This window comes from Herbaspirillum sp. B65 (genome assembly GCF_000333555.1).
Lineage (GTDB): Bacteria > Pseudomonadota > Gammaproteobacteria > Burkholderiales > Burkholderiaceae_D > Herbaspirillum > Herbaspirillum rubrisubalbicans.
This window is the reverse complement of record NZ_BADI01000774.1, coordinates 1-18594: the sequence shown is the minus strand read 5'-3', so window position 1 is coordinate 18594 and position 18594 is coordinate 1. Positions and strand designations below refer to the sequence as shown.

Below are 18594 nucleotides of genomic sequence, written 5' to 3'. Positions count from 1 at the left end.
AGTGACGGCCAAGGAATCAAAAGTAAAAGCAGGAAAAGGAAAAGGGCGGGTAGCGAGTCAATCGCTCCCGCCCTTTTTCTTGAAATGGTAAGGACTGCCGAACCCAATATCTTCCACGTTGATCAAAACGCTATTCCAACTCCATTTCAATTTTAGCCGCCATGAAAGGTCCCATTTTCAAGATCGCGTTTGCGATAGCCGCTACCGCTGCACTATCGCCCTTTATTGGCATCGAGCGAGTCGTCGGAGATCACGAGATGGGCGTTACTTGGGAACCGTTCATCAAGCATCGACCTTCTCTGCAATTTCGCTTCTTCAATCCAGTCCAGATAGGACTTGATTTCATTCCATTGAATCAGCTTTCGCCTCCGGAGCGCGCCGCGTTCAAACTTTATTGTGAAGTGCGTTTTGGCGAAGCGGATGCCGGAATATGCTACACCAAGCTTAGGGAACGACTAGTCTGAAAAGTGACAAATTGATCTGCTTCCAGCATGCCAAACAAAAAGCCTCGGCTGTTCACCGAGGCTTTCTGGATCTTCTGCCAAACGGTATCGGGATCGTGGATACCGTCCTTCTTTCAGACTACAGAAAACTCAACCCTTCTTCAACGCAGCCGCCGCCTTGGCAATCTCGGTGATCTTGTCCCAATCACCGGCCTCGATGGCGGCCTTCGGGGTCAGCCAGGAGCCGCCCACGCACACCACATTCTTGCAGGCCAGGAACTGCGGTGCCGTCTCTTGCGTGATGCCACCGGTCGGGCAGAAGGAGACATCAGCCAAGGGCCCTGCAATGCCGTTGAGCATACCGATGCCGCCTGCCGGCACGGCCGGGAATAGCTTCAGTTGGCGGAAGCCTGCCTCGCGTGCGGCCATCACTTCGGAGGGGGTCATCACACCCGGCAGCAGCGGCAGACCGCTGCGCTTGGCCGCTTCGATCAACGCCGGGGTCAGGCCGGGCGATACACCGAAGACGGCGCCGGCATCACGCGAGGCCGTGAATTCTTCCGGTGCAGTCAGCGTGCCCACGCCGACGATGGCCTCGGGCACCTGCTCGGCAATGGCGCGGATGGCCGGCAGGCCGTGTTCAGTGCGCAGCGTGACTTCCAGCACGCGGATGCCGCCTGCCACCAAAGCGCGCGCCAGCGGAACGGCGTGTTCGAACTTGTCGATGGCGATCACCGGAATGACCGGCGAGGCGCGCATGATTTCCAGTGTGGTCTTCATACCGTGGCTTTCTCTTTCTCAAAAATCGGCGGCAGGCCGAAGGTGGCGCCGCCCTCTTCTGCGGTTCCCACCGCGTTGCGGAACAGGCTGAACAATTCGCGGCCCATGCCGTGCTGGTTGCCCGAGAGGTCAGCGCTGTCCAGCGCACGGGCTTCCCATTCGGCGGCCTCGACCTTGGCCTGCAGGGTGCCGGTCTCGGCATCCAGGCGGATGATGTCGCCATTGCGCACCCGGCCCAGCGGGCCACCGCCCAGCACTTCGGGCGTGACGTGGATGGCGGCCGGCACCTTGCCCGATGCGCCCGACATGCGGCCATCGGTGACCAGCGCCACGTGACGGCCCTTGTCCTGCAGGATACCCAGCGCCGGGGTCAGTGCGTGCAGCTCGGGCATGCCGTTGGCACGCGGGCCCTGGAAGGTGATCACGGCCACGAAATCGCGGTCCAGCTCGCCCGCCTTGAAGGCTGCCATGAAGGCTTCCTGCGAGTGGAACACCACGGCCGGGGCTTCCACCACGCGATGCTCAGGCTTGACCGCCGAGATCTTGATGACGGCACGGCCCAGGTTGCCTTGCAGCAGTTTCAGGCCACCGTCTGCGGCGAAGGGCTTGGCCACCGTGCCCAGCACACCTTCATCACCGCTCTGGACGGGGGCGTCATGCCAGGTGACGATGCCGGGACGACCGTTCTCGCCTTCGGCCGCCAGCATCGGCTCCTTGCAGTGCTGGCGCAGCCCCTGGCCGAGGATGGTGGTGACGTCGTCATGCATCAGGCCGGCATCGATCAGTTCGCGCAGCACGAAACCGGTGCCGCCTGCGGCGTGGAAGTGGTTCACGTCGGCGCTGCCGTTGGGATAGATCCTGGTGATCAGCGGCACCACGGCCGAGAGCTTGTCGAAGTCGTCCCAGTCGATCACGATGCCAGCCGCCTTGGCGATGGCCACCAGGTGCAGGGTGTGGTTGGTGGAGCCGCCCGTAGCGTGCAGCGCGACGATGGCGTTGACGATGGCCTTCTCATCGATCATGCGTCCTACCGGGGTGTATTGCGAACCGAGGTCGGTGATCTTGGCGGCCTGCTTGGCAGCGGCCGCGGTGAGCGCATCGCGCAGCGGGGTATTGGGGGTGATGAAGGCGGCGCCCGGCAGGTGCAGGCCCATGGCTTCCATCAACATCTGGTTGCTGTTGGCGGTCCCGTAGAAAGTGCAGGTACCGGCGCCATGGTAGGACTTCGCTTCGGCTTCCAGCAGCTCGGCACGGCCGATCTTGCCAGCCGTGTAGAGCTGGCGGATCTTGACCTTGTCGCTATTGCTCATGCCGCTGGTCATGGGGCCGGCCGGTACGAACACGGCCGGCAGGTGACCGAAATGCAGCGCGCCGATCAACAGGCCCGGCACGATCTTGTCGCATACGCCCAGGTACAGCGCGGCGTCGAACATGTTATGCGACAGCGCCACCGCAGTGGCCATGGCGATGGTATCGCGCGAGAACAGTGACATCTCCATGCCGCTCTGGCCTTGCGTGACGCCATCGCACATGGCCGGGGTGCCACCGGCGAACTGCGCCACGGCGCCGGCTTCACGGGCGGCGTCCTTGATGATCTGGGGGAAACGCTCGAAGGGCTGGTGCGCCGAGAGCATGTCGTTGTAGGCCGAAACGATGGCCAGCGACGGCGCCTTGTCTTCCTTCAACTTCAGCTTGTCATTGGCGGGGAAGGCGGCGAAGCCGTGCGCCAGGTTGGTACAGGCCAGCGCGCCGCGCTGTGCGCCCTTGCGGCGGGCCGCTTCCAGGCGTTCGAGATAAGCGGTCCGATAGGGACGGCTACGTTCGGCGATGCGTTGGGTGACGCTGGCTAAGGTAGCGTTGAGAGGCATTGTCGGTTTCCTGTTAGCGTTAACACTGTAATTTTACTACACAATTTTGGCCGAATGAAATCATACACTTAGACCCTCGCAGCAGGCCAGCGCCGCGCGTCTTTTCATTGGTCGCGAACAATCCGCTTCAAAAGCCTTATCACTTCGGACTTTAATCAACGCCGCGACCATGCCCGCCGGCAATGTAACAGGGGCGTCATAAACTGTAGTGAAACTACCACTTTGGCGCCAATTGATGTATAGTCTGCTACGTTACTCCGAGAACATGAACGCGGCCAGCAGTGTGTCTCTTGCATCACGCACTGCGCATCGCTCGTACTGATGACTCGTATTACACGCATTGATGAGCCAGGCCACCACAGCCAACCGACATCCAACTCATGCATACCACCGCTCTGACCGACACGGCCGCCTACCAGGCATTGCAAGCCCATCATGCCACGGCAGTTCAATGGCACCTGCGCGATCTGTTCGCCCAGCAACCCGACCGCTTCGAACGTATGCACGTGCGCGCTGCCGGGCTCTTGCTGGACTATTCCAAGAACCGTCTCAACGCCGACACGCTGGCGCTGCTGATGAGCCTGGCGCGCGAGCGCGGGGTGGAAGCACTGCGCGAGGCCATGTTCAGCGGCGAGAAGATCAACTTTACCGAACATCGCGCGGTCTTGCACACCGCCCTGCGCGCCCCGCTTGATGCCTGTGACACCCAAGTGGACGGACAAGCGGTGGCGCCGGAGGTTCATCGGGTCTTGCAGCACATGCGCAGCTTTTCCGAGCAGGTGCGCAGCGGCACCTGGCGCGGCTACACCGGACGCGAGATCACCGACATCGTCAACATCGGCATCGGCGGCTCCTTCCTGGGTCCACAGATGGTCTGTACGGCCCTGCGCGACTACCAACATGCACGCCTGACGGCACACTTCGTCTCCAACGTCGATGGCCACGACCTTGATGAGGTGCTCTCGCGCATCGATCCCGAGACCACGCTGTTCATCGTCGCCTCCAAGACCTTCACCACGCAGGAAACCATGCTCAACGCCAAGTCGGCGCGCGCCTGGTTCTTGCAGCACGGCAAGCAGCAAGACCTGGCCCGACACTTCGTGGCAGTCTCCACCAATGCCACCGAGGTCGCCGCGTTCGGCATCGATACGGCCAACATGTTCCCCTTCTGGGACTGGGTCGGCGGCCGCTACTCGGTATGGTCGGCCATCGGCCTGCCGGTGGCGCTGCTGATCGGCTACGAACATTTCGCCCAGTTCCTGGCCGGCGCCCACGACATGGACCGCCACTTCCGCACAGCGCCACTGGAATCGAATATGCCGGTGATCCAGGCCCTGGTGGGCATCTGGAACCGCAACTTCCTCGACAGTGCCTCGCTGACCATCGCGCCCTATCACCAATGGCTGCGCTTCTTCCCGGCCTATCTCCAGCAGCTGGACATGGAGAGCAACGGCAAGCGCATCACGCGTGACGGCACACCGGTGTCGGTACAGACCTGTCCGGCCATCTGGGGCGACGTCGGCACCAACGGCCAGCACGCCTACTTCCAGTTGTTGCACCAGGGCACGGACATCACGCCCATCGATTTCATCGCCGTACTCAAACCTTCACACAGCATTGCCGAGCATCAGGCCACGCTGCTGGCCAACTGCTTTGCACAGTCCGAAGCCTTCATGCGCGGCAAGGACGCCGCCGAAGTGCGTGCCGACCTGCAGGCACAAGGCGTGCCGGAAGTGGAACTTGCGGCGCTGGTCCCGCACAAAACCTTCACCGGCAACCGCCCCAGCAATACCCTGCTGCTGCCCGAACTGAGCCCGCACGCCCTGGGTGCGATGATTGCGCTGTACGAACACAAGACCTTCGTGCAGGGGGCGATCTGGGGCATCAACAGCTTCGACCAGTGGGGAGTGGAACTGGGCAAGGTCCTGGCCAAGACCATCCTGGCCGAACTGAAGTCCGACGCCGCACCCGATGCAGCACGCCACGATGCCTCCACCAGCGCCCTGATCGCGCTGGCGCGCCAGGCATTGCAGGAAAACTAACGTAGCGCGGCAAGGCGCTACTTCACGCACACAGAGACAACACACGACATGGCTACTTCTGATTTCGATCTGGTTTTATTCGGCGGCACCGGCGACCTCTCCATGCGCAAGCTGCTGCCGGCGCTCTACGCGCGTGACCGCGGTCGCGACCTGCCCCCCAATGCACGCATCATCTGCCTGGGCCGCGAAGAAAAATCCCGCGAGGATTTCCTGAAGCTGGTGGAAAAGGATTCCAAACCCCACGTCCCCTCCTCCAACCTGGACGCCGCCGTCTGGGAACGCTTCACCAACCGCCTGCAATACGCCTCGGTCAATGCCAAGGATGCCGACAGCTTCGCTCATCTGAAGGAAGCCCTGCGCGATATCGACGGCCTGGCCCGCGTGTTCTACCTGGCCACGCCGCCCAGCCTGTTTGCCTCGATCTGCGAGAACCTCTCCAAGGCCGGACTGGTCACTCCGAGCGCGCGCGTGGTGCTGGAAAAACCGCTGGGCCGCGACCTGGAAAGCGCGCGCGACATCAATGCGCAAGTGGGTCGCTTCTTCCAGGAATCGCAGATCTTCCGTATCGACCACTATCTGGGCAAAGAAGCGGTGCAGAACCTGCTGGCGCTGCGCTTTGGCAATGTGCTGTTCGAACCGCTGTGGCGGCGTGAATGGATTTCCGATGTGCAGATCACCATCGCCGAAGAACTCGGCGTAGGTGGCCGCTTCGACTACTACGACACCTCCGGCGCGCTGCGCGACATGCTGCAGAATCACCTGCTGCAACTGCTGTGTATCGTCGCCATGGAGCCGCCTGTCTCCAATTCGGCCGATGCCGTGCGGGACGAAAAACTGAAGGTGCTGCGCTCACTGAAACGCTTTACCCCGACTACGCTGGCCATGAACGTGGTGCGTGGCCAATACCGCGCCGGTCACGTCGATGGCGTGGCCGTGCCGGGCTACCGCAAGGAAGCCGACGCCAATCCCGATTCGCGCACCGAGACCTACGTCGCGGTCAAGGCCGAGATCGACACCTGGCGCTGGGCCGGGGTACCCTTCTACCTGCGCACCGGCAAACGCATGGCCGACTCGCTGGCCGAGATCGTGGTGCGCTTCAAGAGCGTGCCGCACTCCATCTTCGCGCACCAGAACGACACTCCCAACTGCCTGGTGATCCGCCTGCAGCCCGATGAAGGGCTGCACATGAACCTGATGGCCAAGCAGCCGGGCGATGGGATGCGCCTGCGTCCGGTCGAGCTGGAACTGGACTTCCGCGAGAAGTTCAAGACCCCGCGCATGGATGCCTACGAGCGCCTGCTGCTGGACGTGCTGCGTGGTCACCTGACGCTCTTCATGCGCAGCGACGAACTGGAAGCGGCCTGGGAGTGGGTGGAGCCGATCCTCAATTATTGGGATCAGCAGGAAGCCGACCCGGTGCCCTACAACGCCGGCACCTGGGGACCGGCTGCGGCCAGTGCCCTGATCGGTCGCGACGGCCTGCAGTGGCGTGAAGAAGCCTTGCCAGAGGTCTGACCTCCGCCTCATCGCCTCACCAGGTCAACCTCATGTCCATGCTGCTCGACTCCATTCGCACCCACATCAACTCCCTCTCCAAGTCGGAGAAGAAGGTGGCGGCGACCATCCTCGCCAATCCGCAACTGGCGCTGGCGGAGAACCTGACGGCGCTGGCCAAGAATGCGGAAGTGTCGGAACCGACCGTGATCCGCTTCTGCCGCGCCATCGGTTACGAAGGCTGGCATGACTTCAAGCTCAAGCTGGCGCAAAGCCTGGCGCTGGCCTTGCCCGGCGCCGACGAGACACTGGCCCAGGATGACCTGGCCGCCGATCTGGTCAACAAGATCTGCAGCCGTTCCATCAACACCTTGCTGGACCTGCGCAACCACCTGAACCCGGATGCCATCCAGCTGGCGCTGGACGTGCTGGCGCGCGCCAACAAGATCGAGTTCTACGGCCAGGGCACCTCCGGCATCGTGGCCAACGATGCCCAGCACAAGTTCTTCCGCTCGGGCGTGCCCACCGTGGCCTACTCCGACCCGCACATCCACAGCATTGCCGCCTCGCTGCTGAAGGCCGGCGACTGCGTAGTGGCCATTTCGCAGCGCGGCGGCAATGCCGCCCTGCTGCGCTCGATCCAGTTGGCGCGCAAGGGGGGCGCCGACATCATCGTGCTGGGTCCCTCCGGCACCCCGCTGGCCGAATTGGCCACGGTACTGGTGCCCATCGATCTATCCTTCAACATCGATCCCTACACGCCGATCTCGGCGCGCCTGGCGCATCTGGTGGTGATCGACATCCTGGCGGTGGGCCTGGCCTTGCGGCGCGGACCGGAATTCCGCAAGAAAATGCAGAACGCGCAGAAGTCGCTGCAGAAGTTCGACATGCAATTCGACTCCTTCTTCCGCTAAGTTCCACCTCAGGAGCAACAGATCAAGGATCAGTGATTCAACGACAGACAAGGGATGGCCTTTGCGTACAATGTCACCCTACATTCTTCACCTCCAGCAACAGGATTTCCCATGAGCCAGCTTGAACAGTTGAAGCAGTACACCACCATCGTGGCCGACACCGGCGACTTCCAGGCGATGAAGGCCTTCGCGCCCCAGGACGCCACCACCAATCCCTCGCTGATCCTGAAGGCCGTGCAGAAGGCCGAGTACCAGCCGCTGCTGGAGTCCGTCGTCAAGGCCCATGCCGGCAAGAGCACCGATGAGATCATCGACCGCCTGCTGATCGCCTTCGGCCTGGAAATCCTCAAACTCATCCCGGGGCGCGTCTCCACCGAGACCGATGCGCGCCTGTCCTTCGACACCGAAGGCACGGTCGCCAAGGGCCGCGAGCTGATCCGCCTGTATGAAGAAGCCGGCATCGCCCGCGAGCGCGTGTTGATCAAGATCGCCTCCACCTGGGAAGGCATCCGCGCCGCCGAGATCCTGGAACAGGACGGCATCCGCTGCAACCTCACCCTGCTGTTCTCGCTGCCGCAAGCCATTGCCTGCGCCGAGGCCCGTGTGCAACTGATCTCGCCCTTCGTGGGCCGCATCTATGACTGGTACAAGAAGTCCAGCGGCCAGGAATACACCGGCAGCGACGACCCGGGCGTGCAGTCGGTCAAGGCGGTGTACAACTATTACCGCAAGTTCGGTTACGCTACCGAAGTGATGGGCGCGAGCTTCCGCAATACCTCGCAGATCGTCGAGCTGGCCGGTTGCGACCTGCTCACCATCAGCCCGGACCTGCTGCAAAAACTGGCCGACAGCGATGCGCCAGTCGAGCGCAAGCTCAGCAAGGAAGCCGCTGATGCCGCCGACATCAAGCGCATCTCGCTGGACGAAAAGGCCTTCCGCCTGGCCTTGAACGCCGATGCCATGGCGACCGAAAAACTGGCCGAAGGCATCCGCCAGTTCGCCGCCGATGCGGTGAAACTGGAGCAGATCGTCGAAGCGCTGCGCTGAGTCGCGCACGGACCATCCCCTGGGCTGCCGTCATGGTAGCCCGACCAACGACAAGGCCGCATCGATGACGATGCGGCCTTGTCGTTTGCCGAACGCGCTTCAGCGGGCAGCCTGGCGGGTCGCCTCTTCCAAGGTCAGCAAGGTATGCGCAATGCTGTCGGTGGTGGCCAGGGTCTTGATGGTCCCGGTGCGCAAGGCGCCCAGCATGGCACTGGCCTTGCTGCTTTCGCTGGCCACCGCAATGACGTCGGGAATGCGCCGCAGGTCATCGACCGTCAGCCCGATGACACGGGAATGGGTCTCGGTGCGGGTTGGTTCACCCTGGATATTGATGAAGTCGTAGCCCATCATGTCGCCCACCGCCCCCTGGCGCTTGAGCTCCTGGATTTCCTGTGGCGTGAACCAGCCCATCCTGACCATCTGGCTGTCTTCATTGATGTCGCCCACGCCGATCAGGGCCACATCGGCGCGCCGCGCCTTGTCCAGCGTGGGCCGCACCGCATCGTTGGCCAGCAGCGCATCGCGCACGGCGGCGCTGTTGACCACCGCAGGCGCATAGAGCGTCTCGCTCTCGCCACCGAAGCGCGAGGCCAGGCGGCGGCAGATGTGGTCTGAATTCATCGTCTCGCCACCGCGATAGTAACCGCCGATACCACAGACGAAGGTGACGCTGCGTCGTGTGTTCGACACCGCATGTTCGGAAACGGCGTTGATGTTGCGACCGATACCCACGGCCACGATGCTGTCATCGGTCAGGCTGCGGTCCAGGTGATTGGCGACCAGACCGGCCAGCATGGCGCGCTGGCGATCCTGGTCGTTGTGGCTCACCGAAATGAGCGCCCGCTCGATACCGAAGCGCTGCATCAGCGCGTGCTCCAGTTCCAGGGTCTGCCCCGGATGATGGCGCACGCGGATCTCGACGATGCCCTCATCCTGGGCACGTTTGAGCATCCGTGCAATGGAGGCACGTGAAATCGAAAAGCGCTCCGACAACTCCTGCTGCGTCAGGCCATCGACGTAATACAAGGTGGCCAGACGCGTCAATTCATCCATGGACATGGAATCCCCCCTTTGCTCGCACCAGCATGAGCCTCGGGACTACGCCCGGTACGCGCCATGCAATGCCACGCCTACAGGCGCTTGGCATTGTGCAGATTGTGTTCATACTCTTTGATGCGCTCCAGTTTTTCGGTCGAGCGCCCACCTGAAAACTCTGCCGCCAGCCAGGTATCGACGATGGCCTTGGCCAACTCGGCCCCGACCACGCGCGCACCCAGCGTAATGATCTGGGCATCATTGCTCTTGCTGGCGCGTTCGGCCGAATACGTGTCGTGGCATTGCGCCGCGCGCACACCCGGCACCTTGTTGGCCGAGATGGCCATGCCGATGCCCGTGCCACACAGCAGGACGGCACGCGCTATCGTCCCTTGCCGGATCTGTTCGGCCACCGCAAAGGCGATGTCGGGGTAAATCACGGGCTCCGTATCATGGGTGCCGAAGTCCACCACGTCAAGGCCTTTGGCCAGCAGATGGGCCCTGATGATTTCCTTGAGCGCATACGCCGCTTCATCACATCCGATCGCAATTTTCATCTTGGTCTCCTCCTGTCGATGGTCTGTCTTTGATGTACGCCACAAATCCATTTAACCATCATTGAGCAATTGTTCAACAGAAGACTAAAGCAAAAACGTCCTGACCACCACAAAAACCACGATTATTTGGCACATATTCTAATTTTTTACGTAATTGCAGCGCAATAAAGAAGAAAAAGTTATTTGTCACCGTGAACAAATGACCGTTGACAGCAAAAAGATTCTTTGCAATGATGCCCCCACAACAAACATTTAATCATCGCTGGACATTTGATCAGCGCATAAATGGAGACAGCCATGGCAGAGCTATTGCTGGAAGCGCACGGGGTGAGCAAGGCCTTCAATGAGGTCGCCGCGCTCACCGATGGTCGTCTGCAACTCAAGCGCGGCAGTGTCCACGCCCTGTGCGGCGGCAACGGCGCCGGCAAATCGACCTTCCTGGGCATCCTGATGGGCTTGCTGCGGCGGGACAGCGGCGAGGTGCGCCTGAAGGGCAAGTCGGTGGATTTCCACTCGCCGGCCGAGGCGCTGGATCATCACATCGCCATCATCACGCAGGAGCTGTCACCGATTGCCGGCATGAGTGTGGCGGAGAATCTGTTTCTCGGTCGCGAACCGCGCATCGGCGGCATCTGCGTCAATACCCGCGCCATGCAACGGCAGGCCCAGGCCCTGCTGGACCGGCTGCAATTCCAGGTCGATGCCCGCGCGCTCATGCAGGACCTGAGCCTGGCCCAGGTGCAACTGGTGGAAATCGCCAAGGCCTTCAGCCACGACTGCGACGTCATGATCATGGACGAACCCACCTCGGCCATCGGCGAGAAGGAAACCGAAGTGCTGTTTCGCGCCATCCGCAGCGTGGCCGCCCAAGGGACTGGCATCATCTACGTCTCGCACCGGTTGTCGGAGATTTTCCAGATCGCCGACAGCTACACGGTGTTTCGCGACGGTCGCTACGTGCAGAGCGGACTGATGCGCGACATCGATCGCAGCGAGCTGGTCAAGGCCATCGTCGGCCGCACCCTGCAAGGACGGGAACGCAACCGCCGCCAGGGTGGCGCACCGGTACTGGCCACCGACACCTTGAGTCGTCATGGCGAATTCGAAGACATCTCCCTGCGCGTCCACGCCGGCGAAGTCGTAGGCATCTATGGCTTGATGGGGTCCGGTCGCAGCGAATACCTCAATTGCATCTATGGCCTGACCCGCGCCCAACGTGGCAGCGTCACTCTGCTGGAACACCCCCTCCCCTCAGGCAAGCCCGCCGCCAGCATCGCCGCCGGGCTGTCGCTGGTGACCGAGGATCGCAAGCAAAGCGGCCTGGTGTTGTGCGCCTCGATCCAGGACAACATCGCCCTGGCCGCCTACCGCCGCCTGTCGCGCCTGCCGCTGATCCGGCGCAGTCGAGTCGAGACGCTGGTCGGACAGATGATCCAGCGATTGCAGATCAAGGTCAGTTCGCCCCATCTGCCGGTGTCATCGATGAGCGGCGGCAACCAGCAGAAGGTGGTGCTGGCGCGCTGCCTGTCCACCCAGCCGCGCTGCCTGCTCTGCGATGAACCCACGCGTGGCATCGATGAAGGGGCCAAGCGCGAGGTCTACCAGTTGATCGACCGTTTCGTGCACGAAGGCGGCGCGGCACTGGTGGTCTCTTCCGAAGCCCAGGAAATCCTCGACCTGTGCGACCGCATTGCCATCTTCAAGTCCGGTCGCATGGTGCAGGTGGTCGATGCCCATCGCACCACCCAGGAAGAACTGCTGCACCTGGCTTCGTGAGGCGATACCGCAGTGATGTGATACCGCCCTGCCGAAATGTTGTCCCGATGATGCTGAACCACTGAAGACACCATGATGACCAAACCCACCTCGCTCTCGGCCAATCGCCTGGCCTCGCCTTCCCTGACCAGCCTGCGTCAGGCCACTGCGCGCTACGGCGTGCTGGCGGCGCTGATCGTGCTCTGCCTGGCCCTGTCGCTGGCGACGCCCTACTTCATGACGCTGGAGAACTGGACCGACATCCTGCGCCAGACCTCCATCAATGGCATCCTCGCCATCGGCATGACCTATGTCGTGCTCACCGGCGGCATCGACCTGTCGGTGGGCGCACTACTGGCCTTCTCCGGCATGGTCGCGGCGTGGCTGGCCACCGGTGGCGGCTATTCGCCGGCCGTGGCGGTGCTGGCCGGACTGGGTGCGGGTGCCGGACTGGGCGCCATCAGCGGCCTGTTGGTGGCGCGTCTGGCAGTGCCTTCCTTCGTGGCCACGCTGGGCATGTTGAGTGCGGCCCGCGGGGCCACCTACATCTACAACGATGGGATGCCGGTATCGGACCTGCCATCTGGCCTGCTGGCCATCGGTAGCGCCCAGATCCTGCACGTGCCGGTGCCCATCGTTATCTTCGGCGTGGTCATCGCGCTGTCCTGGTTCGTGCTGCGCTTCACCGTCTATGGCCGCTACATCTACGCCGTGGGCGGCAATGCCAAAAGCGCCAAGACCAGCGGCATCGATACCCGCAAGGTGTTCTTCGCCGTGTACGTGGTCAGCGGTCTGCTGGCCGGACTGGCCGGCGTACTGCTGGCTGCGCGTACCACCGCCGCATTGCCCCAGGCCGGCGTGTCCTACGAACTGGATGCGATTGCCGCCGTGGTCATCGGCGGTACCTCGCTCTCGGGTGGCACCGGCACCCTGGGCGGCACCGTGGTGGGCGCATTGCTGATCGGCGTCATCAACAACGGGCTCAACCTGCTCGGCGTGTCTTCCTATTACCAGCAAGTCATCAAGGGCGTGATCATCGTCGGCGCTGTCCTGCTGGATTCCTCGCGCAAGAAAAACTGAAGTCCAACAACAACCAACACGGAGACGATTCATGATCAAGAAAACCCTCGCCAGCCTGCTGCTCATGGCCGTGGCTACCGGTGTGAGCGCCCAGAACAAACCCCTGCGCATCGGCGCGGCAGTCTATGGCCTCAAGGGCGAATTCATGCAGATGTGGAGCAACCAGTTGAAGGCGCATCCGGCGGTGCAGGATGGCAGCGTCCAGGTGACCGTGTTCGACGGCAACTACGATGCGCTCACCCAGAGCAACCAGTTCGATACGATGATCCTGCAGAAGTACGACGCCATCATCTTCGTGCCCATCGACCTCAAGGCCGGCGCGGCACCGGTGCAGAAGGCGGTCAAGGCCGGCATTCCGGTGATCGGCTCCAATACCCGGGTACAGGGTGACGTGCTGACTTCCTACGTGGGCAACGATGATGTGGTGGCCGGGCGCCTGGAAGCGGAAGCGCTGATGAAGGCCATCGGCGGCAAGGGCAACATCGTCATGATCGAAGGCCCCATCGGCCAGTCGGCCCAGATCGAGCGCGCACGCGGCAACGATGAAGTGCTGGCGCGCTACAAGGATGTGAAGGTATTGGCGCGCAAGACCGGCAACTGGTCGCGTGCCGAATCGATGGCCTTGATGGAAAACTGGCTGACCGCCCATCCCGGCCAGATCAAGGGCGTGCTGGCGCAGAACGACGACGAAGCGCTGGGCGCGTTGCAGGCCATCAAGGCCAAGGGCATCGATCCCAAGAGCATTGCGGTGGTGGGCATCGATGGCATTGCCGACGCCATTGCGGCGGTCAAGCGCGGCGAGATGGTGACCCAGTTCCAGGATGCCCAGGCGCAGGCACAAGGCGCGCTGGACGTGGCGCTACGCGCCATCAAGGGGCCTTCCTACCAGCCCCGTTCGACCATCTGGGCCGAGTATGGCGACAAGCTGCCGTGGAAGGGCGGTACCGAAAAATCCTATACCGTGCCCTGGACCACCATCACGCCCGAGAACGCCGACGCCTTCCTGAAAAAGGTCAAGAAATGAGTACGGCACCCCATGCGCCGGCCATCCAGCAGCCTGATGACTTCGCTGGCCGGGTGGCCATTGTCACGGGTGCCGCGGCCGGCATCGGTCTGGCCACCAGCCAGTTGCTGGCCCGCTGTGGCGCGCAACTGGTGCTGGTGGACCGCAGCCAGGCCGTGCTGGAGCTGGCCGAACGTCTGGCGGGCGGCAGCCAGCACCACCTGGGCTGCGTGCTCGACGTCTGCGACGAGGCCGCCATTGGACGCTGCATCGCCCAGATCGAAGCGCGCTACGGACGCATCGACATCCTGGTCAACAACGCCGGCGTGGCCTTGTTGCAGGAGGCCGAAGTGGCGAGTTCGAGCGACTGGGACCGCACCATGGCCATCAACCTGAAGGCGCCCTTCCTGCTGGCCCAGGCGGTGTTACCGATGATGCGACGCCAGCAATGCGGGCGCATCATCAACCTCGCCTCGCAGGCCAGCGTAGTAGCGCTGGAGCGCCATGCCGCCTACTGCGCCAGCAAGGCCGGCCTGGTGGCCCTGTCGCGGGTACTGGCGCTGGAGTGGGCCTGCCACGGCATCACCGTCAATGCCATCTCGCCCACGGTGGTGGAAACCGAACTGGGCAAGCAGGCCTGGGCGGGACCAGTCGGCGTGGCCATGCGCGCGCGCATCCCGGTGGGACGTTTCGCCCAGCCCGAGGAAGTGGCCCATCTGGTGGCCTATCTCGCCAGCCCCCAGGCGGCCATGATCACCGGGGAAAACATCCTCATCGACGGTGGCTACACGGTGGCCTGAAGTGCTGTTTTTTGTTGTGTCTGACGTTTTTCCAAGGACTGATTCATGACTCTCAATCGCATCGTCAACCATCCCGATCTGGTGGTCGAGGACATGCTGCGCGGCGTGCTGGCCGCCCACCCTGGCCTGCAGGTCCACCCCGACAATCCTCGCGTGATCGGCCACCGTCAGGCCGGCACGCCCGGTCGCGTGGGCATCGTCACCGGGGGCGGCTCGGGCCACGAACCGGCCTTCCTCGGCTATGTCGGCCAGGGGCTGGTCGATGCCGTGGCCGTAGGTGAAGTATTTTCCTCGCCCACCGCCAAGTCCTTCATGGATGCCTTCCAACTGGCGCATGGCGGCCAGGGCATCGCCTGCCTCTACGGCAACTATGCCGGGGACAACATGAATGTGAAGATGGCCATCAAGCTGGCCGAACGGGCCGACATCCAGGTGCGCACCGTGGTAGCCAACGATGATGCCGCCTCCGCCCCGCCGGAGCAGTCGGCCAAGCGCCGCGGCGTGGCCGGTGAAATCCTGATGTGGAAAGTCGGTGGTGCAGTCGCGGCGCAAGGCGGCACACTGGACCAGGTGATCCAGGCCGCCCAGAAAGCCATCGACCAGACCCGCTCCATCGGCATCGGCCTGTCGGCCTGCACCATCCCGGCCGTGGGCAAGGCCAACTTCACCATCAAGCATGGCGAGATGGAAGTGGGCATCGGCCACCATGGCGAACCCGGGGTGGCGGTACAGGCCGTGGTACCGGCCCGCGACATGGCTCGCATGATGCTCGACAAGCTGCTGCCGGACCTGCCTTTCGCGCGCGGCGACAAGGTGGCGGTGCTGCTCTCCGGCCTGGGCGCGACACCACTCATGGAGCAGTACATCCTCTATGCCGACCTCGCCGATGGACTGCGCGCGGCGGGACTGGAAGTGGCACACAGCTTCGTCGGCAATCTCTTCACCTCGCTGGAGATGATGGGCGTGAGCCTGACCCTGATGCGCCTGGACGATCAGTTGGACCAATGCCTGGCCGCCCCCTGCGACAGCATCGGCCTGCGCCAGGGAGCCCAGCCATGAGCGCCGGCTTCGACATGCAGCAGGCCGGCTGGGTGGTGCAGGACCTGGTATCGACCATCAACCAGCACCGCGATTACCTCAGCCAGATCGATGGCGCCATCGGCGACGGCGACCACGGCATCAACATGAGCAAGGGCTTCAGCCTCTGCGGCGAACGCCTGAAGCAGGCACCCGCACCATCGCTGGCAGCAGCGCTCGATATGCTGTCCATCACCTTGATGGAAGGTATCGGCGGCTCCATGGGCCCACTCTACGGCAGCTTCTTCATGGCCATGAGCACGGCACTGCAAGGCCATGCGACGCTGGACCGGCAGCTCTTCCTGAACGCGCTCGATGAAGGCATCGCGGCAGTCCAAGCCATCGGCGAGGCCAAGGTCGGCGACAAGACCCTGATGGATACCCTGGTCCCGGCACGCGATGCCTTTAGGCTGGCATTGGACCATGACCAACCCTTCACCGCCTGCCTGCAGGCGATGCAACGCGGTGCCGAGGCCGGACGTGATTCGACCCGCGCCCTGCAGGCACGCATCGGTCGCGCCAGCCGCCTGGGCGAACGCTCCATCGGCGTGCTCGATGCCGGCGCCTGTTCCTGCGCCCTGATCCTGGACAGCCTGGCGCAATCGCTGCAGGCCGGCCTGCGCCATTAACCCTCTGATGCAAAGGACAGCTCATGCATTTCCATGAAGACGACATGCTGGCCGTGGTCTGCCACGCGCCCCGCGACTATCGCCTGCAACAGGTCAAGCGCCCCGCCGCCGGTCCCAACGAAGTCATCATCAAGATCGCCTCCTGCGGCATCTGTGCCGGCGACTGCAAATGCTTTGCCGGTGCGGCCCGCTTCTGGGGCGACCAGGAAAAGAACAAACCCGCCTACGTCAAGCCGCCCGTCATCCCCGGCCATGAATTCTGGGGCCACGTGGTAGAGATGGGGCCGGGCGCGGCAGAACATCACGGCGTGGCTCTGGGTGACCGAGTGATCGCCGAGCAGATCGTCCCCTGCGGCAAGTGCCGCTACTGCAAGACCGGCTACCGCTGGATGTGCGAGGTCCATGATGTCTATGGTTTCCAGCGCCAGGTGGCCGAGGGCGGCATGGCCGATTACATGCGCCTGTCGGCGCGCGCAGTGATCCACAAGATTCCCGAGCACATCAGCTTCGAGGACGCGGCCGTGACCGAACCCTTGTCCTGCGCCATCCACGCCGTCAACCGTGGCGACATCCAGCTGGATGACGTGGTGGTCATCGCCGGAGCGGGAACACTCGGCTTGCTGATGGTACAGGTGGCGCACCTGAAGACCCCCAAGAAGCTGATCGTCATCGATCTGTCCGACCAACGGTTGCAACTGGCGCGCGAGTACGGCGCCGACATCGTCATCAACCCAAGCCGCGAGGATGCCCAGAAGATCGTGCGCGAGGCGACCGGGCAATATGGCTGCGACGTCTACATCGAGACCACCGGTGCACCGGCCGGCGTGACGCAAGGCCTGGACATGATCCGCAAGCTGGGACGCTTCGTCGAATTCAGCGTCTTCGGGCGCGACACCACGGTGGACTGGTCCATCATCGGCGAAGAAAAGGAACTGGACCTGCGCGGCGCCCACCTGAGCGGCGATTGCTATCCGATTGCCATCGACCTGCTGGCGCGCGGGCTGGTGACTTCACGCGGCATCGTCACCCACAGCTATGCGCTCTCGGAATGGGAAGCGGCCATCAAGATGGCCGACTCGATGGACTCGATCAAGGTCTTGCTCAGGCCCCAGCCCTAAGCCTGCTTACATGCCCCCTGCCCCAGCTCGCACTGGAAAAAACCCACCGTCGTCTGCAGCAATACCGCACGGCGGTTGAGTTCTTCCGAGGTCACCGCCAGTTCTTCCGAACTGAGCGAATTCTGCTGGATCACCTGGGCCAGTTGCGTGGCGGCCTGGCTGATCTGGCTGACCGCTGCCGATTGCCGGGCCGAAGACTCGACGATTTCCTGCACCAGTGACGAGGTACGCGTGATCGTCGGCACCATGCTGTTGAGCTGCTCTTCGGCCGTGCTGGCCAAGGCCACGTTGTGGCGCGCGACTTCGTCGATTTCCTGGGCCGCCGCCTGGCTGCGCTCGGCCAGGCGCCGCACTTCGGCAGCCACCACCGCAAACCCGGTGCCGTGTTCTCCCGCGTGCGCCGCTTCGATGGTGGCGTTCAAGGCCAGCAGATTGGTCTGGTAGGCGATGTCATCGATCACCACGATCTTGCCGGCAATCTGCTGGATGGCTGCGACCATCTGCTTGACCGTGGCCGCACACGCGCGCGCTTCGACTGCGGCGGCAGCGGCGATCTGGTCGGTCAACCTGGCATTCTGCGAAGTACTGAGGATGGAGCCATGGATGCGCTCCAGGGCCTCGCTGGTCCGCTCCACGCCTGTGGCCTGTTCGGTCGAGGCACGCGAGAGTGCCTGCGCGGTGACGCTGACCTCTTCGGCCGTGCTGACCAGGCTCTCGGCATTGCTGCGCACTTCGGTCACCACCTGGCACACCCGCTCCACCATGCGCTGGATGGCGTGCATCATGCTGTCGCGACAACCGGGCTTGAGCGTGATCTGCTGCTGCAGATCGCCTTGCGAGATGTGCTGCATCACCGTCACCACGTCACCCGGCTCGCCGCCCATCTGGCGCAGCAGGGTGCGGGTGAGCCACCATCCTACCCCCATCATGACCAGCATCACACCAGCGGCCA

General features: G+C 63.1%; 17 protein-coding genes. 12 read left to right on the top strand and 5 right to left on the bottom strand.

Annotated features, from left to right (window positions below):
• The first annotated feature begins 161 nt into the window (after window positions 1–161).
• Complete coding sequence (locus I5W_RS18290) at window positions 162–464, top strand: hypothetical protein (RefSeq protein WP_044530297.1); 303 nt, start codon at window positions 162–164, stop codon at window positions 462–464.
• 129 nt (window positions 465–593) lie between these two features.
• Here I5W_RS18290 and I5W_RS18285 read toward each other — a convergent pair whose 3' ends face one another.
• On the bottom strand, window positions 594–1223 hold the full coding sequence (locus tag I5W_RS18285; protein ID WP_044530296.1) for a bifunctional 4-hydroxy-2-oxoglutarate aldolase/2-dehydro-3-deoxy-phosphogluconate aldolase: 630 nt from the start codon (window positions 1221–1223) through the stop codon (window positions 594–596).
• A complete protein-coding gene (gene edd, locus I5W_RS18280; RefSeq protein ID WP_044530295.1) occupies window positions 1220–3091 on the bottom strand; it encodes a phosphogluconate dehydratase in 1872 nt (623 codons plus the stop codon). Before edd ends, I5W_RS18285 begins: the two co-directional genes overlap by 4 nt.
• A 380-nt stretch (window positions 3092–3471) precedes the next feature.
• Between edd and pgi the strand changes: the two genes are divergently transcribed.
• The 4 genes from pgi (at window position 3472) to tal (ending at window position 8588) form a co-directional block, all read left to right on the top strand.
• Window positions 3472–5133, top strand: a complete 1662-nt coding sequence (pgi, locus tag I5W_RS18275; protein WP_044530294.1) for a glucose-6-phosphate isomerase — start codon at window positions 3472–3474, stop codon at window positions 5131–5133.
• 48 nt (window positions 5134–5181) lie between these two features.
• Complete coding sequence (gene zwf, locus I5W_RS18270) at window positions 5182–6648, top strand: glucose-6-phosphate dehydrogenase (protein WP_017453811.1); 1467 nt, start codon at window positions 5182–5184, stop codon at window positions 6646–6648.
• A 38-nt stretch (window positions 6649–6686) separates the two neighbouring features.
• Window positions 6687–7541 carry an SIS domain-containing protein gene (locus tag I5W_RS18265; protein ID WP_034310514.1) on the top strand — a complete coding sequence of 285 codons (855 nt, stop codon included), beginning with the start codon at window positions 6687–6689 and terminating at the stop codon, window positions 7539–7541.
• A gap of 111 nt (window positions 7542–7652) precedes the next feature.
• Window positions 7653–8588: a transaldolase gene (gene tal, locus I5W_RS18260; protein ID WP_044530293.1), complete on the top strand. Its 936-nt coding sequence runs from the start codon at window positions 7653–7655 to the stop codon at window positions 8586–8588.
• Window positions 8589–8687: 99 nt separating this feature from the next.
• On the opposite strand, the gene I5W_RS18255 is transcribed toward tal, so the two are convergent.
• Both I5W_RS18255 and rpiB read right to left on the bottom strand, forming a co-directional pair.
• Window positions 8688–9647: a sugar-binding transcriptional regulator gene (locus tag I5W_RS18255; RefSeq protein ID WP_017453809.1), complete on the bottom strand. Its 960-nt coding sequence runs from the start codon at window positions 9645–9647 to the stop codon at window positions 8688–8690.
• 71 nt (window positions 9648–9718) lie between these two features.
• Window positions 9719–10180: a ribose 5-phosphate isomerase B gene (gene rpiB / locus I5W_RS18250; protein WP_017453808.1), complete on the bottom strand. Its 462-nt coding sequence runs from the start codon at window positions 10178–10180 to the stop codon at window positions 9719–9721.
• Window positions 10181–10477: 297 nt separating this feature from the next.
• On the opposite strand from rpiB, the gene I5W_RS18245 reads away from it, so the two are divergent.
• The 7 genes from I5W_RS18245 (at window position 10478) to I5W_RS18215 (ending at window position 17642) form a co-directional block, all read left to right on the top strand.
• Complete coding sequence (locus I5W_RS18245) at window positions 10478–11956, top strand: sugar ABC transporter ATP-binding protein (protein ID WP_044530292.1); 1479 nt, start codon at window positions 10478–10480, stop codon at window positions 11954–11956.
• A gap of 72 nt (window positions 11957–12028) precedes the next feature.
• On the top strand, window positions 12029–13015 hold the full coding sequence (locus I5W_RS18240; protein WP_017453806.1) for an ABC transporter permease: 987 nt from the start codon (window positions 12029–12031) through the stop codon (window positions 13013–13015).
• 31 nt (window positions 13016–13046) lie between these two features.
• Window positions 13047–14039, top strand: a complete 993-nt coding sequence (locus I5W_RS18235) for a substrate-binding domain-containing protein (protein WP_044530291.1) — start codon at window positions 13047–13049, stop codon at window positions 14037–14039.
• Complete coding sequence (locus I5W_RS18230; RefSeq protein ID WP_044530290.1) at window positions 14036–14818, top strand: GolD/DthD family dehydrogenase; 783 nt, start codon at window positions 14036–14038, stop codon at window positions 14816–14818. The genes I5W_RS18235 and I5W_RS18230 overlap by 4 nt, the downstream gene beginning before the upstream one ends.
• A 45-nt stretch (window positions 14819–14863) precedes the next feature.
• Window positions 14864–15877, top strand: a complete 1014-nt coding sequence (locus I5W_RS18225) for a dihydroxyacetone kinase subunit DhaK (RefSeq protein ID WP_044530289.1) — start codon at window positions 14864–14866, stop codon at window positions 15875–15877.
• A complete protein-coding gene (gene dhaL, locus I5W_RS18220) occupies window positions 15874–16524 on the top strand; it encodes a dihydroxyacetone kinase subunit DhaL (protein ID WP_044530288.1) in 651 nt (216 codons plus the stop codon). Before I5W_RS18225 ends, dhaL begins: the two co-directional genes overlap by 4 nt.
• 23 nt (window positions 16525–16547) lie before the next feature.
• Complete coding sequence (locus tag I5W_RS18215) at window positions 16548–17642, top strand: alcohol dehydrogenase catalytic domain-containing protein (RefSeq protein ID WP_044530287.1); 1095 nt, start codon at window positions 16548–16550, stop codon at window positions 17640–17642.
• Here the strand turns inward: I5W_RS18215 and I5W_RS18210 are convergent.
• On the bottom strand, window positions 17639–18594 hold a 956-nt coding region (locus I5W_RS18210), incomplete at its 5' end, for a methyl-accepting chemotaxis protein (protein WP_044530286.1). The genes I5W_RS18215 and I5W_RS18210 overlap by 4 nt on opposite strands.

Coding starts and splice junctions, on each gene's coding strand:
- I5W_RS18230 (WP_044530290.1), top strand. CDS start 14,036: ATGAGTACGGCACCCCATGCGCCGGCCATCCAGCAGCCTGATGACTTC.
- rpiB (WP_017453808.1), bottom strand. CDS start 10,180: ATGAAAATTGCGATCGGATGTGATGAAGCGGCGTATGCGCTCAAGGAA.
- zwf (WP_017453811.1), top strand. CDS start 5,182: ATGGCTACTTCTGATTTCGATCTGGTTTTATTCGGCGGCACCGGCGAC.
- I5W_RS18240 (WP_017453806.1), top strand. CDS start 12,029: ATGATGACCAAACCCACCTCGCTCTCGGCCAATCGCCTGGCCTCGCCT.
- pgi (WP_044530294.1), top strand. CDS start 3,472: ATGCATACCACCGCTCTGACCGACACGGCCGCCTACCAGGCATTGCAA.
- I5W_RS18285 (WP_044530296.1), bottom strand. CDS start 1,223: ATGAAGACCACACTGGAAATCATGCGCGCCTCGCCGGTCATTCCGGTG.
- I5W_RS18225 (WP_044530289.1), top strand. CDS start 14,864: ATGACTCTCAATCGCATCGTCAACCATCCCGATCTGGTGGTCGAGGAC.
- I5W_RS18215 (WP_044530287.1), top strand. CDS start 16,548: ATGCATTTCCATGAAGACGACATGCTGGCCGTGGTCTGCCACGCGCCC.
- tal (WP_044530293.1), top strand. CDS start 7,653: ATGAGCCAGCTTGAACAGTTGAAGCAGTACACCACCATCGTGGCCGAC.
- I5W_RS18255 (WP_017453809.1), bottom strand. CDS start 9,647: ATGTCCATGGATGAATTGACGCGTCTGGCCACCTTGTATTACGTCGAT.
- dhaL (WP_044530288.1), top strand. CDS start 15,874: ATGAGCGCCGGCTTCGACATGCAGCAGGCCGGCTGGGTGGTGCAGGAC.
- I5W_RS18290 (WP_044530297.1), top strand. CDS start 162: ATGAAAGGTCCCATTTTCAAGATCGCGTTTGCGATAGCCGCTACCGCT.
- I5W_RS18265 (WP_034310514.1), top strand. CDS start 6,687: ATGCTGCTCGACTCCATTCGCACCCACATCAACTCCCTCTCCAAGTCG.
- I5W_RS18245 (WP_044530292.1), top strand. CDS start 10,478: ATGGCAGAGCTATTGCTGGAAGCGCACGGGGTGAGCAAGGCCTTCAAT.
- edd (WP_044530295.1), bottom strand. CDS start 3,091: ATGCCTCTCAACGCTACCTTAGCCAGCGTCACCCAACGCATCGCCGAA.
- I5W_RS18235 (WP_044530291.1), top strand. CDS start 13,047: ATGATCAAGAAAACCCTCGCCAGCCTGCTGCTCATGGCCGTGGCTACC.